Annotated in this window: 18 protein-coding genes; 4 read left to right on the plus strand and 14 right to left on the minus strand. The window is 62.4% G+C overall.

The features are described from left to right. Window positions 1–162 precede the first annotated feature (162 nt). Together repB and repA are read right to left on the minus strand one after the other, a co-directional pair. Window positions 163–1203 (minus strand): plasmid partitioning protein RepB, encoded by a 1041-nt coding sequence (gene repB, locus ABID44_RS13450; RefSeq protein WP_354152324.1) that lies wholly within the window; start codon window positions 1201–1203, stop codon window positions 163–165. Next, window positions 1200–2402 (minus strand): plasmid partitioning protein RepA, encoded by a 1203-nt coding sequence (gene repA / locus ABID44_RS13455; protein WP_354152229.1) that lies wholly within the window; start codon window positions 2400–2402, stop codon window positions 1200–1202. Before repA ends, repB begins: the two co-directional genes overlap by 4 nt. Before the next feature lie 754 nt (window positions 2403–3156). On the opposite strand from repA, the gene ABID44_RS13460 reads away from it, so the two are divergent. Next, window positions 3157–3294 (plus strand): hypothetical protein, encoded by a 138-nt coding sequence (locus ABID44_RS13460; RefSeq protein WP_354152230.1) that lies wholly within the window; start codon window positions 3157–3159, stop codon window positions 3292–3294. Between the two features lie 218 nt (window positions 3295–3512). Here the strand turns inward: ABID44_RS13460 and ABID44_RS13465 are convergent, their stop codons facing one another. The 5 genes from ABID44_RS13465 to ABID44_RS13485 all read right to left on the minus strand — a co-directional run bounded on the left by ABID44_RS13465 (window position 3513) and on the right by ABID44_RS13485 (window position 8281). After that, window positions 3513–4697: a M20 aminoacylase family protein gene (locus ABID44_RS13465; RefSeq protein WP_354152231.1), complete on the minus strand. Its 1185-nt coding sequence runs from the start codon at window positions 4695–4697 to the stop codon at window positions 3513–3515. Window positions 4698–4729: 32 nt separating this feature from the next. Then, window positions 4730–5503 (minus strand): amino acid ABC transporter ATP-binding protein, encoded by a 774-nt coding sequence (locus tag ABID44_RS13470; protein ID WP_354152232.1) that lies wholly within the window; start codon window positions 5501–5503, stop codon window positions 4730–4732. After that, window positions 5490–6398, minus strand: coding sequence for an amino acid ABC transporter permease (locus ABID44_RS13475; protein ID WP_354152233.1), 909 nt, complete (start codon window positions 6396–6398; stop codon window positions 5490–5492). The genes ABID44_RS13470 and ABID44_RS13475 overlap by 14 nt, the downstream gene beginning before the upstream one ends. A gap of 6 nt (window positions 6399–6404) precedes the next feature. Next, on the minus strand, window positions 6405–7241 hold the full coding sequence (locus ABID44_RS13480; protein ID WP_378226835.1) for an ABC transporter substrate-binding protein: 837 nt from the start codon (window positions 7239–7241) through the stop codon (window positions 6405–6407). 68 nt (window positions 7242–7309) lie between these two features. After that, window positions 7310–8281, minus strand: a complete 972-nt coding sequence (locus tag ABID44_RS13485; RefSeq protein ID WP_354152235.1) for a substrate-binding domain-containing protein — start codon at window positions 8279–8281, stop codon at window positions 7310–7312. A 101-nt stretch (window positions 8282–8382) separates the two neighbouring features. Here ABID44_RS13485 and ABID44_RS13490 point away from each other — a divergent pair, with 101 nt between their 5' ends. Further along, window positions 8383–9717 carry an aminotransferase-like domain-containing protein gene (locus tag ABID44_RS13490; RefSeq protein ID WP_354152236.1) on the plus strand — a complete coding sequence of 445 codons (1335 nt, stop codon included), beginning with the start codon at window positions 8383–8385 and terminating at the stop codon, window positions 9715–9717. 130 nt (window positions 9718–9847) lie between these two features. Here ABID44_RS13490 and ABID44_RS13495 read toward each other — a convergent pair whose 3' ends face one another. Then, entirely contained in the window at window positions 9848–10744 is an 897-nt protein-coding gene (locus ABID44_RS13495) for a LysR family transcriptional regulator (RefSeq protein WP_354152237.1), read from the minus strand. Window positions 10745–10835: 91 nt separating this feature from the next. Here ABID44_RS13495 and ABID44_RS13500 point away from each other — a divergent pair, with 91 nt between their 5' ends. Both ABID44_RS13500 and ABID44_RS13505 read left to right on the plus strand, forming a co-directional pair. After that, window positions 10836–12035, plus strand: a complete 1200-nt coding sequence (locus ABID44_RS13500) for a CaiB/BaiF CoA transferase family protein (protein ID WP_354152238.1) — start codon at window positions 10836–10838, stop codon at window positions 12033–12035. Between the two features lie 11 nt (window positions 12036–12046). Continuing rightward, a complete protein-coding gene (locus ABID44_RS13505) occupies window positions 12047–13189 on the plus strand; it encodes an acyl-CoA dehydrogenase family protein (protein ID WP_354152239.1) in 1143 nt (380 codons plus the stop codon). A 117-nt stretch (window positions 13190–13306) separates the two neighbouring features. Here the strand turns inward: ABID44_RS13505 and ABID44_RS13510 are convergent, their stop codons facing one another. The 6 genes from ABID44_RS13510 to nikC all read right to left on the minus strand — a co-directional run bounded on the left by ABID44_RS13510 (window position 13307) and on the right by nikC (window position 19928). Further along, entirely contained in the window at window positions 13307–14641 is a 1335-nt protein-coding gene (locus ABID44_RS13510; RefSeq protein ID WP_354152240.1) for an aspartate aminotransferase family protein, read from the minus strand. Then, window positions 14638–15597: a MurR/RpiR family transcriptional regulator gene (locus ABID44_RS13515; RefSeq protein WP_354152241.1), complete on the minus strand. Its 960-nt coding sequence runs from the start codon at window positions 15595–15597 to the stop codon at window positions 14638–14640. Before ABID44_RS13515 ends, ABID44_RS13510 begins: the two co-directional genes overlap by 4 nt. Before the next feature lie 46 nt (window positions 15598–15643). Continuing rightward, window positions 15644–17224, minus strand: coding sequence for an aldehyde dehydrogenase family protein (locus ABID44_RS13520; protein ID WP_354152242.1), 1581 nt, complete (start codon window positions 17222–17224; stop codon window positions 15644–15646). A gap of 210 nt (window positions 17225–17434) precedes the next feature. Next, window positions 17435–18184 carry an ABC transporter ATP-binding protein gene (locus tag ABID44_RS13525; protein ID WP_354152243.1) on the minus strand — a complete coding sequence of 250 codons (750 nt, stop codon included), beginning with the start codon at window positions 18182–18184 and terminating at the stop codon, window positions 17435–17437. Continuing rightward, window positions 18181–19014 (minus strand): ABC transporter ATP-binding protein, encoded by an 834-nt coding sequence (locus tag ABID44_RS13530; protein WP_354152244.1) that lies wholly within the window; start codon window positions 19012–19014, stop codon window positions 18181–18183. The genes ABID44_RS13525 and ABID44_RS13530 overlap by 4 nt, the downstream gene beginning before the upstream one ends. Further along, window positions 19011–19928 (minus strand): nickel transporter permease, encoded by a 918-nt coding sequence (gene nikC, locus ABID44_RS13535; RefSeq protein ID WP_378226834.1) that lies wholly within the window; start codon window positions 19926–19928, stop codon window positions 19011–19013. Before nikC ends, ABID44_RS13530 begins: the two co-directional genes overlap by 4 nt. Between the last annotated feature and the right edge of the window lies 1 nt (window position 19929).

Here is a 19929-nt window from a genome sequence, read left to right on the forward strand (position 1 = left end):
CTGCATTTCCTTCCACCTTCAATCAGGCAAAAGAAACCCGCCCGCCAAAACGACGCCTCTGACTCTTGACAGTGATTCGTGGAAATGCGATTCTCTAGCTGCTAAACATCGAGAAGGGCTTCCACGACGCAAGTCGCTTGGGGGCCTTTTTCTTTTGCTGCTTCAGTTCTCCTGTTCAGTCTTCTCCGACTTCCGGAACGCCTCGTAGAGGCTGTCCAGATTGCTGGAAATCCATTGGCCAAACGGCCTCGCCTCTTTCTCCGTGAGATCGAGTGAAAAACCTTTTGCGCTGGGCCTTGCCGTGACGGAAACCGATTTGTCGCGTGGCGCCCAAGGCTTTGCGACCGTGTTACGTGCGACAGCTTTCTTCCTTGTCCGGTCGCCTTCCAGGCGACTGGTCAGGAGAGAGAGCCTTTCATCGCTGTCTGCATTCCGGAATTCGGCGGAAGACGTCACTTCGGCCGCTTTGGCGGCGGATACATTGTCACGGCACTTGATGGCCAGTCTGTACCAGCGATCCCGTCCGCTGTTCCTGGCTGGCCCCACTGCCTCGATGATACCTGCCGGAATATCGCTGGTGACCGAGATCATCTTGGAGACCACGCTCTTGTCGACGGCGAGCGCCTGCATGATGACGTCGCGGTCGTAACCGTTCCGTTCCAGACTGCTTGCAAAGACCGCCTTTTCGATAAAGGAGAGATCGGCACGCGCAGAATTTTCCTGCCCCTGCGCAATCACATGCTCCTGATCCGCCAGGTCCTTGACGACTGCCCTGACCTTCCGGCCCAGCGCCCTGGCGACCCGATGACGCCTGTGGCCGAAAACGATCATATAGCGCCCTTCAGCGCCTGGATGGGGCCGCACCAGTATCGGTGAATCCTGTCCTTGCTCACGAATGGCTTCCAGAAGTTCGTTGAAAGCCGCCTCGTCATCGCCCATCCGGTCCGCGACGAACGAGGCTTCAACCAGTTCCGGATCGAGCTCTATGATCGACGCGCCCTCGAGCAGCCGCGCTTCCATGGCCTTGGCGGCCTCCGCCTTCTCCGCAAGCTCGTCGATTGATCTTGTGATGGCGCCAAAAGCGCCCCGATTGCGGTTTCGCTCCAGAGCGGAAGTTGGCGAAACCGTATCGGTCGAACTCGGGTTGACTGCGGTCAACTTCCGCTCGGTCAGGGAAGCCAGGAGATTTTTTCTGGACATCAGCGACGCCTCCAGGCCTTGTGGATGAGCTCAGTGATTTCTCCGTTCACCCGGTGCAACGCCTCCATTGCCCTGTCATAGGTCGCCCGCGTGAACTGGGATCGCTCAACTTCATAGATTGTCTGCTTGGTGATGCCCGCGTCCGAGATCGCCGTCGATTTCAGCATCTCGCTGACAAGGACATGCTGCTTGAAGATGGCGCGCATGAAGGCGACCATCTGGCTCTGCGGGCCATCGATGGGTTCGTAACGCGTCACCAGATAGCGCAGCCAGTCGAGCCGCATATTGGCCCCTGCCCGCTTCAGCGTCCCCATCACCTCGCCCATCATGATAAGGAACTGACACATCGACATGACATCCAGCATCTGCGGATGCACGGTGATCAATATCCCCGTGGACGACGAGAGCGCCGTCAGGGTGAGGTAACCGAGTTGCGGTGGGCAATCAATGACGACGACGTCGTAATTATCGGCCACGTCCACGAGCGCCTCGTCCAGACGGCCAAAGAATATCCGCCCCATCGAGCCATCGTTGCGGGATAGCGCGAGCGGCGTATCGTACTCATATTCCTGCAGCTCGAGGTTGGCCGGAACGACGTCCAGTCCCGGAAAGTTCGTTTTCCTGACCAGTGCGGACAGCGGCTTGCGCTGATCGTCATAGCGCAACGCTTCGTAAAGCGACTCATTATGATCGATCTCTGGCTGGAAACCGTGAAGCGCGGACAGCGAGGCCTGAGGATCAAGATCGATCGCAAGGACACGATGTCCGGTCAATGCCAGATGTTGCGCCAGATGAGCGGCGCTGGTCGTCTTGGCGGACCCGCCCTTGAAATTGACTACCGCCACGACCTGCAGATGTTCATTGCCGCTTCGATGCGGAACATATCTGGCGGTGCGGCTATGCTTGTTCAGGAAGTGACGCATCTCCAGCATTTGCTCGGCCGTATAGGACCGGCGACCGGACGGGGTGACCATCGGCTGCGGCCCCTTCCCTTCAAGGGACAGATTTTTCAGATAGCCGCTGGTCACCCCGAGATACTGCGCCACTTCGGCAAGCTGGAAAGGACGCAACGTTTTTCGGGCATCGGGCGGAAACATCTCGAGCCGATGTTCATGGAGCATGGCGGACAGATCGTTGGCCTGCTGCGTCACCAGCAGGTCAACTTCCTCAACTTCGTCAGGAATGTCAGCTTTCAGATTCATCGAAATTTTCCGCACATGCGCTTCAAACGCCCCTACGGCATCAAAACCGCATTTATGCCCGATTCTCTCGATGCGGCAAGAAGTTTAATATTAACGAATGGTTAATGCCGCCCAATCAGTGAAAGTTGACCGCAGTCAACTTTTCGAAACTCGCCCTCCGGCACATTCTATTCCGATTCGCAAATGACCGCTTGGCCCTGTGGGGCAGCATGCGCCCGACATTACAGCAAGGTATTTTCGGGTGGCTACCCGACAGTCCAAACAAGACCTGCATCCGGAAACTCAGGGGGCATGTTCTGGCAGAAAGGCAGGAAGTTACGACGCTCGGCCACTTTCCTTGCGCCAGCAGCGCCAAAACCCGTGCCGGCTTCCCGTGCCCTGCGCCCCTCAGATCATGCAACTATCCGGAGCCATCGCCGAGTACCGGAGGCGTGAAATGGACGATCACAGCCCACTCCCGAAGGCGCACTTGAGCGGCCGCACCGGGCGTACCGGATTACAGTGCACTGCTACACCAGCCCATTCGACGAAAGGTGCTCACCGCATGAGGCGCGGATTCGCACGCGATGACCAATCAACCTGAAGCCTTCGGCCCTTCCGATGGTATCGCAGGATTCACGATTTGCGCCACACCTGCTTTTCTGCGCCATGTCGGTTGGATGGCAGCTTGTGTTCGCTCCCGCGCGGGCAGGCGCTCAGCCGCTCCCGTCTCGGGGGATCCGCTGAGCTTCGGCTTTGCTCTGGGAAATGGGGCATGGGCGAGCGAGGGTCCATTCAGTCCGTCATGCTGACGCTCCTCACCTTCCTCGCCCCTCATCACGGACCAGCCATGGACACCAACGCGCCGGCGGCAGCGCTTCTGGTAATGGGGGAGGGGAGGGGTTCGCTTTGACCAATGAACAGCGCGTCGGAGCACTTTATCCGGTTAGCGACAGCAGCTTCCCGCGAACCAGCCGTACACATGGACCTTCGCTACGGCAAGGATGCAGCCAGCGATCCATCCGAAGTCGTCTGCCCGGGCCAAAAACCAAGGTCAGCCTGCTTGCCGGCAAAGCCGGCGATGGCGCGGCATCAAAAAAAGGGCTCCCGAGGGAGCCCTTGTCGCGTGACTTAAACGGACAGGAAGCGTTCCGCCAGCCGCGCCCACATGGCGGCCCCGGTGGTCAGGCTGTCGTCGTTGAAGTCATATTTGGAGCTGTGCAGGATCGCCGAGTTCTCACCATTCCCAAGACGCAGGAAGCAGCCGGGCTTGTGTTCGAGAAAATAGGCGAAATCCTCGCTGCCGGGGATCATCGGGCAGACACCGACCTTTTCCTCGCCCACCAGTTCCCTGACCACGGCGGTGGCAAAAGCGGTCTCCTCCTCCGAGTTGATGACGACCGGATAACCGCGCTCATAATCGATGGAAACGCTGGCTCCATGCGCAGCGGCAATGGATGTCGCGATATCGCGAATACGGCTTTCGAGCAGACCGCGAACCTCGGTGGAAAAGGAACGGATGCTGACCGCGATCTCGGCGCTTTCGGGGATGACGTTCGACGCCGTGCCGCCATGGATGGTTCCCACCGTCACCACAGCCGTTTCCGTTGGGTTCACATTGCGGGCCACCACGGTCTGAAGCGTCATGACCAGATTGGCCGCGACCACGATCGGATCGACCGTGAGATGGGGGCGCGAGGCGTGGCCGCCACGGCCGGCAATGGTGATCACGGCGGTGTCGGCGGCCGCCATCAGCGGCCCAGCGCGCATCAGGAACGTCCCCGCCGGCGCGCCCGGATGGTTGTGCAGGCCGAAGATCGCATCGCAGGGAAAGCGTTCGAAAAGCCCGTCGGCGATCATCGCCTGTGCGCCGCTGACCTTGCCTGCTTCCTCGGCCGGCTGGAAGACGAGATTCACGACGCCGTTGAAGTGGCGGGTGCGCGCCAGATATTCGGCCGCGCCGAGCAGCATCGTCGTATGTCCGTCATGACCGCAGGCGTGCATCTTGCCATCGGTCGTGCTCGCATAGGGCAGGCCGGTCGCCTCCTGAATGGGCAGGGCGTCCATGTCTGCGCGGATCGCGATGCTGCGCCCGCCATCGCCCTGCTTCAGGCGGCCCACCACGCCGAGCCCGCCGACGTTGCGCGTCACCTCGTAGCCCCAGCGCTCCAGACGCTCCGCGACATAGGCGGCCGTCTCATGCTCTTCGAAAGACAGCTCCGGATGCGCGTGCAGATGCCTGCGCATGTCGATGAGCTCGGCTGCCCGGTCGTCGAAATCCTGAATACCGGCGAACTGGTTTGAAGCTTGGGACATTGCGGAATTCTTCCTTGGTCAGGCGGGGTCGCTCAGATGAAGCGGCTGAGGAAACTTCTGGTGCGCGGATGCTTCGGATCGGTCAGCACTTCGGAAGGCGGTCCCTGTTCGACCACCACGCCGCCGTCCATGAAGACGACGCGATCGGCGGCTTCCTTGGCAAAGCCGATCTCATGCGTGACGACGATCATGGTGAGGCCCTCGTTCGCAAGATCGCGCATGGTCGCCAGAACCTCGCCCACCAGTTCAGGATCGAGCGCGGAGGTGGGCTCGTCGAACAGCATCAGCCGCGGGCGAATGGCCAGCGCGCGGGCGATCGCCACGCGCTGCTGCTGGCCGCCGGACAGTTGCCTCGGATAAGCATCGACCTTCTCGGCCAGCCCCACCCGCGCAAGAAGCTCACGGGCATAGCGGACGGCTTCGCCCCTGTTTTGCCTGTGAACGCCAATCGGAGCCTCGATGACGTTCTGAAGCGCCGTCATATGGGGATAGAGGTTGAACTGCTGAAACACCATGCCGATCCTGGAGCGCTGCGTGGCTATCTCGCGGTTCGTCATCCTGTTCAGGCGGCCCTTCCTGAGATGGTAGCCGATCTGCTCGCCGGCCACCTCGATGAAGCCCTGATCGACGCTCTCAAGATGGTTGATGCAACGCAGGAAGGTCGATTTGCCCGAACCCGAAGGCCCGAGGATCACCACCACCTCGCCGGCGGCGACGTCGAGGTCGATGCCCTTGAGAACCTCGATATCCCCAAACGCCTTGTGGACGTTGCGGGCCCGCACCAGAATGTTGTCAGACGTGCTCATCGGCTGCTCCCGCTGCAGTCGTGGAATTTGCCTTTGCGCGATCCGGGGCTCCCCGGTCGCCGCGGTTGTAGTGGCGCTCTATGGCGCCCTGTCCGACATTCAGGATCGAGGTGATGAGCAGGTACCACAGCACCGCAACCATAAGCATCGGGATGATCTCGAACGTGCGATTGTAGATCGACTGGACGGAATAGAGCAGGTCGGCCATGGCGATGACGCTGACCAGCGACGTAGCCTTGATCATGCTGATCAGCTGATTGCCGGTCGGCGGAACGATGGACTTCATCGCCTGCGGAATGATGATGCGCCGCAGGGCGCGCGCCTTGGTCATGCCGAAGGCCTGCGCGGTCTCGGCCTGGCCCTTGTCCACCGACAGGAGGCCACCGCGAATGATCTCCGCCATATAGGCGGCCTCGTTCAGGGCGAGACCGATGATGGCGGCGGTCAGCGGGGTGATCAGGTCGTTCGTGTTCCAGCTCGTGATCCCGATTGAAATGCGCGGGAACAAGGTGGACATGTTGTACCAGAAGATGAGCTGGACCAACAGCGGCGTGCCACGGAAGAACCAGATGAAGAGACCGGCCAGCGAAGACGCCAGCCGGTCGTTGGACATACGAGCAATGGCCAGGATGAGGCCCAGCGCCACGCCGATGATCATTGCGACGACCGTCAGGCCCAGTGTGACCCACAGGCCCTGCATAACCGTCGGATCGAAGAAATACTCGGCGACGACCGGCCAGCCGAAGTTCGGATTGATCGCCACGATATAGGCGAATCCGAACGCAACGGCCAATGTGAAGGCCCAAAGGGCCAGCCGGGTGACAGGGAAGGGGACATGCGCGCGCTTCACATCGCGCAGCGCATCGTCGGAACGGATCGAAACGGTGCTGGACATTGAGCTTTACTGTCCCTGATTGATGCCCGGGGCGTCGGTCATGTTGTTTTCAAGACCCCATTTCTTCATGATCTCGCCATATGTGCCGTTGTCGATCAGGATTTTGAAGGAATCGAGCAGCACGCCGCCAAGCGGCGAGTCCTTTTTCACAACGGCGCCCTGATAAATATCCTTGAAGCCGTTGGCCTGCCCTATGCCTGAAAGCTCGAGGTCGCCTTTCGCCTGCTGGACGAAATAGGTGAGGGGGGCCTGAGAGGAGAAGAATGCATCCGAGCGTTTGGAGCGAACGGCCAGAATGGAACTCGGCTGGTCAGTGTAGGACTGGACTTCCACGGCTGGCTTGCCGTCCGCCGTGCACTTTTCCGACTGCTCCTTGATGACCTTTTCCGCCGAGCCGCCGGCCATCACGGCGATGCGCTTGCCACAGCTCGTGTCGAGCGAGGTGATACCCGAGGGATTGCCCTTCTCGACGGCGAAAACGACATATTCACGCGCCCAGTCGATGAAGTCGTTTGCCTTCTGGCGGTCGGGATAGTCGCCAACCGGCCCCATGGAAAACTGGTAGCGCCCGGAATTGATGCCGCTCAGCAAGGCCGGCAGGCCAGCAACCGAGGCGTGATCGATGGTGACGCCGAGGATTTCGCCAATGGCGTCCGAGATATCTTTGGTCGCTCCGCTCAGCTCCGTGCCGGTGACGATCTCATAGGGAGGGAACGAGCCGTTGTTGACGGCCACCATCTTGCCAGCGTCCAGAATTTCCTGCGGCAGCCGGGCGCGCAGTTCGTCGTTCAGGGTCTGTTTCTGAATGTCCTGCGACCAGGCGGCGCCCGCAGCGAGCGTCATCGTCAGCGAGGCAAGAATGCAAACTGATTTTCTCATGGTACTCTCCTCCTTGATCTGGATGAGTTGGTTCAGGCGTTGATCGAAAGTTCCGCCTCAAACGGAAAGAGCGATTGAGGCGTAAGATTGGACTGCATGATTCCCTGTTCGCGCAGTTCCGTGACAAAATCCGCGATCATTTTCGCATTGGCGACCAGACCGCTGGCATTCCAGTTCGCGGGCAGATCGCGCGCCGAACGCAGCAGCTCATCGAAGATCCATGGCGTTGTTTCCGCATATTTGCGGCGTCGGGATGTCCAGATCTGCTGGCTCGCGTCCACCAGCCGCGTCAGCTCTGACGGCAACCAGGGATGCTGCTCGGCAACTTCTGCCTTCAACGCCACTATATGCATGCCCGGCACATAGCCGACATCGTCTAAATAGGCTTTTTCCGCTTTTACGAAGTCCGGCAGCAACTGGCGAAAACCAGAGCCGTTCTCAAAATAGCCGTCCGGCATGAAGGGGGTGAAGACGGCGTCGAGCCCGCCTTCGGCAAGCAGTTCCATCATGGGTCGCTCGCCCGGTGCAGCCTCGATGCGACCCGGACGTCCAAAGCCATCCAGCCGGTCGACAATCGGGTGATTTGCGGTCAGGCGACCGGCAAACCAGTAGGCGTCCTCCACACCGACGCCCTCACGCCGCAGCGCGGCGCGCGTCCAAGTGTTGCCCGAGTCCCGCCAGCCGGTAACGCCGATGCGTTTTCCCGCGAGATCCGACAAGCGGGTCATGGGGCTTGCTTCGGTCGTGATGACGCATCTGTGGCGGAAGCCGCGCATGATAAAGCAGGGAATGCCGACAACGGCGTCGTCGCCTGCCGCCATCGCGGAAGTGTAGCGGCTGAACGACACTTCAGCGGCATCGTAGATGTCGCTGGTGGCGAGATCGGGAATCAGCGTTCCCACCCTGTCCACCTGAAGATCCAACCGGTCGGAGCTGACCTCGCCGAGGACCAGCGGCGTCAGATAATCCCAATCCCGAGTGGCGATTCTGATCGGAACCCGCATGCGCTTCCTCTTTACCCAAGTGGTTTGACGAAGGCTCCGTAAATGTTTAAGTCAGTTCTATCAAATGTTATTATGACATTAAACATTTAAAGTTGTCGGCGATGGCGAATACCTACGATGCTCAATGGTTTGCGGATCGCCTTGGCGATCGGACATCGCGCGGCATAGCGCTTGAAACGGGGGCGCTGATCCGCTCCGGTGTCCTGCCGGTGGGAACCAAGCTGCCTCCAGTCCGCGATCTCGCCTTTGCGCTGGGGATAAGCCCGGCGACTGTCTCCATAGCCTGGTCCGATCTTCGCCGGCACAAGATCATCGGGGGTCGAGGAAGAAACGGGGCCTGGGTCATGGGCAACCGTTTTGCGCCGCGGCCCACCCGGCTGGTAAGCGTCGGGAATTTCGGACAAGGGGTTCTCAATCTGGCCATCGCCTCTCCCGATCTTGCATTCCTGCCCGCCCTCGAAGGGGCGCTGGCGCATGGGGCGAAAGCCGCGCAACTGAACAGTTACGAGCGCGAGCGCATCCTGCCCGAGCTCGAAGCGGTGGTTAGGTCCACATGGCCTTACGATCCCGGTGCCTTTCTGGTCACGAACGGCGGATACAATGCCGTTTACACGCTGCTGCACGCGCTTGTGCCACCGGGAGCGCCGGTTGCGATCGAAGACCCGACCGCCCTTCGCCTTCTGGACATTCTGGAGGACCTCAACGTCCCGATCATACCTGTCGCGCGCGACAGGTCAGGCCCCATTCCGGAATCGCTGGCGGAGGCGATGAAATCGAAGCCTGTGGCGTTCCTGTTCCAGCCCCGGGTCCACTCGGTCGATGGCGGTTCGGTAACGGCTGAAAGGCTGGAGGCTCTGGGCGACGTATTTGAGGGCGCCGGCACGCTGATCATCGAGGATGATGGCATCGGAGACATTTCCGAAGCAAAACGGCATTCGCTGGGCAGGCGCTTTCCGGACCGTGTCATCCACATCCTTTCTTATTCCAAGACGCTCGGACCAGATCTGAGAATGGCGGTGCTGTCCAGTTCGGCCAGCCTTGTCGAACAGATCCAGTCCTACCGAAGCTTCAGCGCAGGCTGGACGAGCAGAGTTCTTCAGGGAGCGGTGTCGTGGCTGCTTCAGGACCCGGAAACGGATGGGATTGTCCGCCACGCGAGAGCCACCTATCGCGAACGCAGGCACGCGCTGGCCGCATCCCTGCAAAAGCGCGGGATAGAATTTGACACCGGCGATGGCCTGAGCGTGCTCATCCCCGTGATATCGGAAAGCTACGCACTGGTCACGCTGGCGGCGCATGGGATCGCCGTGCATCCTGGCTCGAAATTTTCGCTGAAACCCGCAAACACCATACGTGTGGCGACGAGCGTCATGCCGCTGGAAGAAACAGAGCGGGTCGCTGACGCTATACAGGCGGGTTGCGCCGTGCCCAGATAGCGCCCCGACCGAAAGCCCAGGCGTTCGGTTTCCGATCGGTGGACGCCGCATCCGTCGCGCGCGCCATGCGGAGGGAAAGCGCCCCGGCGGCAAGGCCGCACAGTGTCGGCGCGTGCAAAAACGTGAGGCTTCACGCCTTGTCCGCTGGGGAAAAATGGGAACGGATGATGGATAGCGCCGCTTTGGCCGCCAGGCTCATGGGAGCTCCGGAGGCATAGGCCGCCACCAGCCTCTGGCAAGGCGTCCGGTCACGGATGGGCAGGCAGGTCACCGGCTTTCCATCGTGGCTCATATCGTGACGCGGCCGCGTGAACAGCATCGATACGCCGAGCCCGTTCGCCGCCATGCTGCGCACCATTTCGACGGAGGCGGTTCTCAGCACCACATTGGGAGACAGACCCTGCTGCCAGAACGGAACCATGAGGAATTCCCGGCTCAGTGGCAGATCGACCAGTATGAACGGATATTGCGCAAGCTCGGCAAGCGACACGTCCGGCTGGCGTGCAAGCGGATGCTCTGTCGCCATCACGGCATGCGGCTGATATTCGGCAAGCACCTCGCGCGAGACGCTGGCGGGCAAGCCGACATCGTAGGTGAGCGCAAGGTCGACGATGCCCCTCTCAAGCGATCTGGACAAGGCGTCCAGATCGCACTCGCGCAAATCCACCTGCAAGCCGGGCATGTCGCGCAGAAGCTTCGCCAGCACCTGCGGAAGACAGGAAGGGCCGATCGTCGCGAAATAGGCAAGGCTGAGCCGGGGCGCCGGCTCAGCGCCGGAAGCCGAAGCGAAATGCTCGAGCCGGCCCACAACTGCGCGCGCTTCCGCCAGCTTTTCAACACCGAACTTCGTCAGTTCCAGACCGAGCGCCTGCCGCCGTTCGAACAGCGGCTGTCCGAATTGCCCTTCCAGTTCGCGTATCGCCGTGGAGACGGATGGCTGGGATACATTGAGGCGCTCCGCGGCGCGGGTGGCCGAACCCGCCTGCGCCGCCGCTATGAAATAATGAAGCTGCCGAAATGAAATCATTATAAGATTTTCCTATAACATCTAATCGAAATCAATTCTTTTTCTTCTGGCTTGACGCTCTACGCTGAAGCGGATCACTTCGGAGGTCCGTATGGCCAAGCCCTTCCTCGACGATATTCGAATCCTTGATTTCACGCGTGTTCTGGCCGGTCCGTTTTGCACGGCCCTGCTGGGGGACCTCGGCGCGGAGGTGATCAAGATCGAATCGTCCGATGGCGACGACTATCGACATGTTCCACCCATCGCCGACGGCACGGGCGGTCTTTTCCTGCTGCTCAACCGGGGCAAGAAAAGCCTGTCTGTCGACCTGCGATCCGATGAGGGACGCCATATCGTGCGTGAACTCGTGAAGCAGTGCGACGTGGTGGTCGAGAATTTCCGTCCCGGCGTCATGGAACGGATGGGGCTGGGCTATTCGGACCTTTCGGCCCTCAATCCCCGTCTCGTCCATGTTTCCATCTCGGGGTTCGGTCAGATGAGCCCGATGCGCGATCTGCCCGCTTATGACCTCATCATTCAGGCGATGACCGGCTTTCTGGATCTCAACGGGGAGCCCGGCGGCCCACCCATGATGACCAGCGAGTCAGTTGCGGACCTGACGACGGGCCTGTTCGCATCTTGGTCGGTGCTTGCAGCGCTGCTGGCCCGGGAACGCGGCGGGCAGGGGCAGTTTGTCGATGTCGCCATGTATGATTGCCTGTCCAGCTTTCTTCCGGCTGCGCTGGCGCAGCATGTTTATGGCGACACCTCGCCGACCCGCGTCGGGAACCGTCATCCTTTGGGCGCTCCTTTCGGAGTCTTTCGCGCCCGTGACGGGCATTACACCATCGCCATCCTCAATCCAAAACAGTTCGCGCGGCTCGCGGAGGCTATGGATCGACCGGATCTTCCACATGATGCGCGCTTCTCCGACAACAGCCGCCGCAATGAAAACCATGAACAGCTCAAGCAGCATATCGAGGCATGGAGCGGCACGCGCAGCGTCGAGGATGTTGTGACCACCCTGCAGCAGTTCGACGTTCCATGTTCGCCGATCCTGACGGCCAGCCAGGCCCTCGCGAGTCCTCAGGCATGTGAACGCGGGGTGCTTCACACCATCGACACGCCGGAGGGAAAGGGCGTTACGATCATGACCCAGCCGGTCAAATTCTCCGGCATGGCGATGCCCTGCTCGTCGCCGCCGCCAGGGCTCGGCGCGGATGGGCGCGACGTGCTGGCCAAGGTGCTTGGCATGGGCGCCGAACAGATAGACGCACTGGTGCGCCAGGGCGTGCTTTTGAGCGAACAATAGGGGAGGGCGCTATGCACGATTGCCTGCTGAACGACGACCAGCGAATGATCCGCGACAGCGCGCGCGCCTTTGCACGCGACATTCTTGCGGACGGAGCAGCCGAACGGGACAGGAACAAGGCGTTTCCGCGCGCCGAGATGGCCGCGCTTGGCGAACTCGGGTTCCTCGGCATGCTCGTTCCGGATGAATGGGGCGGGGTGGGCGCCGATCATGTCAGCTATGTGCTGGCGGTCGAGGAAATAACCGTGGCGGACGGCAGCATCGGCGCGATGATGGCGCTGCACAACGGTCTCGTCAGCGCGCCCATTCGCACGCATGGCACGCAGGATCAGAAGGAGCGCTTCCTGCGTCCGCTCGCACGCGGCGCGATGAACGGTGCGTTTGGCCTTACTGAACCGGAAGCCGGCTCGAACGCTTTCGCGATCCGTACCAGAGCGGTGAAATGTCCCGGCGGCTACCGTATTTCAGGCGCCAAGCAGTTCATGTCGAACGGCAAGTCCGCGGATGTGGCGATCGTGTTCGCCGCCACGGAAAGCGACGACCCGCGCCGCCGCATCACCGCCTTTCTGGTGTCGACGGCCGCGGAGGGATACCGCGCCACGCGTGTCGAGGAGAAGCTTGGCCTTTCCGCCTCGGAAACATGTCAGGTCCAGTTCGACGAGGTGTTCGTTGCCGACGAGGATGTTCTGGGCCAGCCCGGAGGTGGTTACGCACTGGCCATGAGCACGCTGGAACTGGGCAGGCTGGGCATCGCCGCGCAATCAGTGGGTTTGGCGCGGGCGGCGTTCGAGCAAGCCCATGCCTATGCGAAAGACCGGCAGACTTTCGGCAAGCCGATAATCCAGCATCAGGCAGTCGGCTTCCGGCTGGCCGATATGTGCATGCAGGTGGAGGTGGCGCGCAGCTTTCTCCATCAGGTCGCCCGGCTGCGCGACGCGGGAGCGTCCTGCAAGAGCGAGGCCGCCATGGCGAAGCTCTTCGCGTCGGAACTTGCGGAGAAGGCAGCCTCCGAAGCCATCCAGATTCATGGCGGCTACGGCTATCTCAAGGATTTTCCGGTCGAGCGCATTTATCGGGATGCACGCATCTGCCGGATTTATGAAGGCACGAGCGATATCCAGCGGATGATCATCGCCGCTGACCTGTCCAGATGACGTTGATCCGGCAGTCCCTTCCCGTCGGCTGAAGGGAAGGGGAGGGCGCAGTCCGACATCGCGACCTTGGCGTCCCGACCCCGGCACCTTGGCGTCGGGCCGGAAACGGACCGGGTTTCAGTTCACTGCCGCAAGCGCGGCGTCCACGGCCTCGCCGAGGCGCGAGACGATCTCTTCGATGTCCGCCGAAGTGACGATGTAGGGCGGGGCAAGCAGGATGTGGTCGCCGGCGCGGCCGTCGACGCAGCCCGCGCCCGGATAGATCATCAGGCCCCGCGAAAAGGCCTCGGCCTTGATGCGCTGATTTAGCTTTAGAGCCGGTTCGAAAGGCGACTTCCCGTCGCGGTCCCGAACCAGTTCGATCGCCTGAATGAGACCGCGCCCGCGAATGTCCCCGACATGGCGATGGTCATCGAAGCGGGAACGGAGCGCGCGGGCGAGGTCGTCGCCCCGCGCCCTCACATTGGCGAGCAGATTGTCGCGGGCGATCACCTCCTGCACGGCGAGCGAGGCCGCACAGGCGACCGGATGAGCGGAATAGGTCAGGCCGTGCTGGAAGACGCCGGAGCCGTTGTAGAAGCCTTCATAGATCTTGTCGGAACACACGACGGCGGCGATCGCCTGATAGCCGCCGCCCAGTCCCTTGGCGAGCGTGACGATATCGGCGCTGACGCCCTCGGCATGGGCGGCGAGGAAGGTCCCGGTGCGCCCCGCGCCGCACATCACCTCATCGAGAATGAGAAGCACGCCGTAGCGATCGCAGATTTCGCGAATGCGCTTCAGGTAACCGGGCGCCGGCGCGACCGCACCGATGGTCGCCCCCACCACCGTTTCGGCGACGAAGGCCATGACGGTTTCGGGGCCAAGCTCAAGAATCTGCTTTTCAAGCGCCGCAGCGGCGCGCTCGCCATAGGCCTTAGGCGTTTCGCCGGCCGTCGCATGCCGGTAGAAGAAACATGGCTCGATGAAGGAAACATCGACCAGCAGCGGCGAATAGGGCTCGCGCCGCCAGCGGTTGCCGCTCACCGAAAGCGCGCCCAGCGTATTGCCATGATAGCTGAAATGGCGGGAGATGACTTTTGCGCGCTGCGGCTGGCCGCGTTCCAGCCAGTATTGGCGGGCCATCTTGAGCGCGGTTTCCGTGGCCTCGGAACCGCTGTCGACGAAATAGACATGGTTGAGGTCGCCGCCGCAATTATCGGCCACGCACGCCGCGAGCTTCTCGGCCGCTTCCGAGGTGAAGAAACTGGTGTGGATATAGGCGGCCTGCCTGGCCTGCGCGGCCATGGCTTCCAGAACCTCCGGATGACCGTGGCCAAGGCAAGACACCGCAGCGCCGCCGCAGGCGTCGATATAGCTGCGCCCCTCCGCGTCCCGAAGCGTGACGCCGTCACCGCCCGCCACATAGGGCAGGGCGGACTTCAGGGCGCGGTGAAAGACATGCGTGGTCATGACTTGTTTCCAGTGATGGGAGGACCTGATTTCGGAGCGGAGCCGCGGGTGCGGGCATTGGCCGCCACATAGGTGTCGGCGGCGTAGAGGCTTTCCTCCACGCGCGTCAGATGCTCCGTCGCCCCGACGCCGAGGTGACGCATCATGCCTGCCGTCAGCGCTTCGACCAGCGCTGTGGCCGCGACGATGGTGGGGAAGAACGAGGGACTTGCCGTCTCGAACAACAGAACGTGCTCGGCCACATCGCTCAGAGGCGTTACACGGCTGTCGGCCAGCGAAATCAGCCCCGCGCCCGAGCGCTTCACCGCGCCTGCGACCAGCAGGGAGTTGCGGGAATAGGGGCTGAAATTGATCGACAGCACCACATCCTTTTCGTTGAGCGTGGCAAGCTCCGTGACCAGCGAGGAGCCCGACGCCTCGCTCAGATGCACCTCGTCGCGAAACAGGCGAGAGATATAGGTGAAGGTCAGCCCCGGCGCACGGCAGGACAGGAAGGCGGCCACGTAGATGCGTGGCGCTTCCGCCAGCCGGCGCACCGCCGCATCGAAGGTCGCCGCGTCATTGACAAGACCGAGACGCGTCATGTCCGCCGCCAGCGTGTTGGCTATCCGGGCGATCAGGCTTTCATCGCCATCACCCTCCACAAGCGCAGACGCGCCGCGCGCATAAAGCCCCGGCGTGCCGCGATAGGATGCGACGCAGATCTCGCGCAGCGACGACCAGTCCGGAAAACCGAGCGCCCGCGCCAGCCGAACCAGCGTCGCCGGGGCGACGCCGATCGACATGGCGATGTCGCGCATCGAGGACGTCACCACCAGGTCGGGATGATCGACGATGAAGCGGGCCCCGGCGGCAAGCTGCGCCGGCATGGCCGGTATCCGCTCGTGAATGGTCGCGGTCAGTTCGTCCATAGGCATGGCCGCTGACCGGTCGCGATCGTTATTGTCCCTTGCCATTTGCTGCTTGCTCCCGCGCTTCGGCATGTGGAGCCACGCCTCGATTTCAGGCGTTCGCCGGCTGGCCCAACACGGTCAGGCTCTGCTCACGCATGAACTGCGGCAGATACCAGCTTCCGAGCCCGCCCTTGCCGGTCGTGCCCGAGCCCTTCCAGCCGCAGAAGGTCTGGATGCCCGGCCATGCGCCGGTGGTGGCTCCTGTCGCGCGGTTGGCGTACAGCACGCCAGCCTGAATGGTGTCGAGGAAGGCGTCCAGCGTCGCCCTGCTTTGAGTGTAGATGCCGGAGGTCAGGCCATAGACGTCGCAATTGGCGTCGGCTATCGCCGCGTCGAGAGATTCGAACACCTGCAGGGACAGGAACGGCAGGAACAGTTCTTCGCGGTTGATCGCATGATCGGGGTCGAGACCCGCCACCAACGTCGGCTCTACAAACAGGCCGCGCGCCATGAAGCCTTCCGTCAGGCGCTTGCCGCCAGCCAGAACCTGCCCGTCGCGCGCTGCGTCAGTCACAGCCTTCTCAAATCGCGCCACCGCCTTCTCGTTGATGACCGGCCCCATATAGACATCCGCCCGGCGCGGATCGCCGATGACGATCGTCGACATCTGCTGGAGCAGCTTTTCCACGAAGGCGTCGCGCACCGAACTGGCGACATAAACCTTGGACAGCGCACTGCACTTCTGGCCCTGCAGGCCGAAGGCCGAACGCATGACGCCTGCGGCTGCGACGTCGAGATCGGCGTCGGCGGCGACGAAGGTCGAGTTCTTGCCTCCCATCTCCGCGAGAACAGGTTTGGCCGCGCGGCCCGACGTGTAACGGCGCAGCAGTTCCATGCCGACGGCGTTGGAACCGGTGAAGGCGATACCGTCCACACCCTCATGTTCAGCCAGCGCCCGACCGACTTCCGCCCCGCCATAGACGAGATTGAAAGCGCCCGCCGGCAGACCGGCCGCGAGGAAGCACTCGGCCAGCAGGCGACCCGTCAGCGCGCTCATTTCATTGGGCTTGAAGACCACGGCATTGCCGCCGAGCAGCGCCGCCGTCGACATGCCGATCGAGAGCGCCACCGGGAAATTGAACGGCGCGATGACGGCGAAGACGCCGTAGGGCCGCAGACGCGACCAGCTGCGCTCCTGCGGCAGGGCCTTGTCGCCCTCCGCCTCGTAACCGCCATTGCGCTCAAGTTCGCCACTGTAATAGCGGATCAGGTCGATGGCCTCCTCGACCTCGCCCACCGCTTCCATGCGCGACTTGCCAACCTCGACAAGGCAGGCGGCGGAGATTGGATATTTGCGTTCTTCCAGAATGTCGGCGACGCGGCGCAGCTTTGCGACACGCGCCGACCACGGCAGCCCCGCCCACTGCGTTACGCCCGCCCGCGCCGCCGCCACCGCGCGCTCGACGGTCATGGCGTCGCAAGAGGCGAAATTGCCCAGCACAATGTCGCTGTCGATTGGCGAAGATATCGGGAAGGTCGATGAGCCCGCCTCGTCCCTGCCGCCGATGGAAGCGGGATGAGCAAGGCCAAGCGTCCCGGCGGCGAGCTTTTCGAGTTCTGCGTCGAGGCGCGCATGCACGCCAGAGAAATCCTCGCCCAGATTGGTGTAGGTAACGCGCGGTAGCGACATCAGCGCCATTCTCCCTGCAGCTTCTTCCGGCAGCCGGCCAACTCCAGCAATATGGAACAATTGTTTTCTGAATAGCATTAACAAAACAGTTGTTCAATACCTGTTTTGTTCTGGATCACCCACAGAGATGAAAAGGGAGGAGAGGTCGCACATATGGCAGGCCCAGGCGCACCCTTGGCCTGACGAACACATCGGAGAAGCTGGTCCCGATCAGGCGCTGCGCCGGAAGCCCTCGCTGGCGACGAGCAGGCTGCGCGTATAGTCCTGGCTGACATTGCGGCTGGCGAGATCGGCGGCGGTCAGAAGCTCGACCTCGCTGCCGCTCTGCATCACCATCAGCCGGTCGCACATATGGGTGACGACGGCGAGGTCATGGCTGACCATGACGAAGGTGAGCTTGCGGGCGGCGCGCACCTCCTCCAGAAGGTTCAGCACCTCGGCCTGCACCGAAGCATCAAGGGCCGACGTCGGCTCGTCGAGCAGCAGGATCGACGGTTCGAGGATGAGCGCGCGCGCAATCGCCACGCGCTGGCGCTGACCGCCGGAGAGCTGGTGCGAATAGCGGAAGCGGAAGCCGGACCCCAGCCCCACTTCCTCCAGCGCCCGCACGATACGCTTTTCGGCATCGTCGAAGCCATGTATCGCCAGCGGTTCAAGCAACAGCCTGTCGACCGTCTGGCGCGGATGCAGCGACCCGTAGGGGTCCTGGAACACCATCTGCACCTGACGGTAGAATTCCTTGCTGCGCTTGCCGTCAAGCTGCCTGCCGTTGACCTTGATGGTTCCCCCGCTGACCGGCGCAAGACCGGCGACCGCGCGCAGAAGTGTGGACTTGCCGGAACCGGATTCGCCAACCAGGCCAAAGGATTCGCCGGGGGCGACCGTTAGGCTCACATCGTTCAGCGCCACGAAGTCGTCGAAGAGAACACCAAGCCTGTCGATATCGAGGGCGGGGGTCATAGCGCCCACTCCGGCTGGCGATCGAGAACAGGAAGCGGATGGCGATCGTTATCGATCCGGGGCATGCAGTTGAGCAGTCCCTGCGTGTAGGGATGTTTTGCATGCGCCAGTTCGCCCGCTTGCAGCTCTTCCACGATGCGGCCCGCATACATGACGATGACGCGGTCGCAGAAGGAGGACACCAGCCTCAGGTCATGCGAGATGAAGATGAGCCCCATGCCACGCTGCTCGACCAGCCGGTTGAGAATGCCCAGCACTTCGAGCTGCACGGTCACGTCAAGCGCCGAGGTCGGCTCATCCGCGATCAGAAGTTCGGGACCGGCCACCAGCATCATGGCGATCATGGCGCGCTGGCCCATACCGCCGGACACCTCATGCGGATAGAGGCCAAAGACGCGCTCCGGATCGCGGATCTGCACGGCGGCCAGCATGTCGAGCGCGCGCTTGCGCGCATCGGCGCCGGACACTTTTTCATGCGTTCGCAGCGTCTCCACGATCTGGCGGCCGATGGTCATCACCGGGTTGAGCGAATATTTCGGATCCTGCAGAATCATGGCGATACGGTTGCCGCGCAGCGCCCGCCGTTCCGCCTTCGAGGTCTTGAGCAGGTCGACGCCGCTGAATTCCAGCTTCTTCGCCGTGATCCGCCCATGCTCAGGCGTCAACCCCATGATAGCGCGCCCGGTCTGCGACTTTCCGGAGCCGGATTCGCCCACGATCCCCAATCGTTCGCGCCCCAGCGCGAAGGAGACGCCGCGCACCGCCTCCACCACGCCGGAACGGGTGGGGAAGGAAACGCGCAGGTCCTCGACTTCGAGAAGCGCGCTCATTGGCCGCTGCCCCGCGGATCGAGCGCATCGCGCAGACCATCGCCCAGGAGATTGAAGCCGAGGCTGACGATGAGGATGGCGAAACCCGGCATGGCGGCCACCCACCACTGGTCGAGGATGAAGCGGCGGCCGGATGCGATCATCGCGCCCCATTCCGGCAATGGCGGCTGTGCGCCGAGGCCGAGGAAGCCGAGACCGGCAGCGGTCAGGATAATCCCGGCCATATCCAGCGTCACGCGCACGATGAGCGAGGAAATGCAAAGCGGCATGATGTGGCGCAGCACGATGCGCCATGGCGAGGCCCCCATCAGCCGCACCGCCGAGATGTAGTCGGAATTGCGCACCGTCAGCGTCTCCGCCCGCGCGATGCGCGCATAGGGCGGCCATGAGGTGATGGCGATGGCGATGATGGCGTTGCCGATGCCGGGTCCGAGCGCCGCCACGAACGCCAGCGCCAGCACCAGTTTCGGAAAAGCGAGAAATATGTCGGTGATGCGCATCAGCACCGCATCCACCCAGCCGCCCGCATAGCCGGCGACCGTGCCGACCAGCAGTCCTATGGGCGCCGCGATGATCGCCACCAGCAGCACAACCTGCAAGGTCAGCCGCGAGCCGTAGATCAGGCGCGAGAGAATGTCGCGACCCTGATCGTCCGTGCCCAGCCAGTGCCCCGCTCCCGGCGACAGCAGGCGCTTGCCGGCCAGATCGCCCGTATAGGGTGAATAGGGCGCAAGAACCGGCGCGAAGATCGCCACCAAAACCAGCGCCAGTATGATGAACATGCCGACGACGGCGAGCCGGTTGGCGGCGAAGCGCCGCCAGGTGACATAGGCGCGACCGAGCCTTGCCTGGAGGCGCGATTGCGGCCTGTCCGTCAAAAGCCATTCGCGGCGGGTCATTGCGGTGTCGCTCATC

The organism is Aquamicrobium ahrensii, from assembly GCF_040545755.1.
GTDB classification, from domain to species: Bacteria; Pseudomonadota; Alphaproteobacteria; order Rhizobiales; family Rhizobiaceae; genus Mesorhizobium; species Mesorhizobium ahrensii.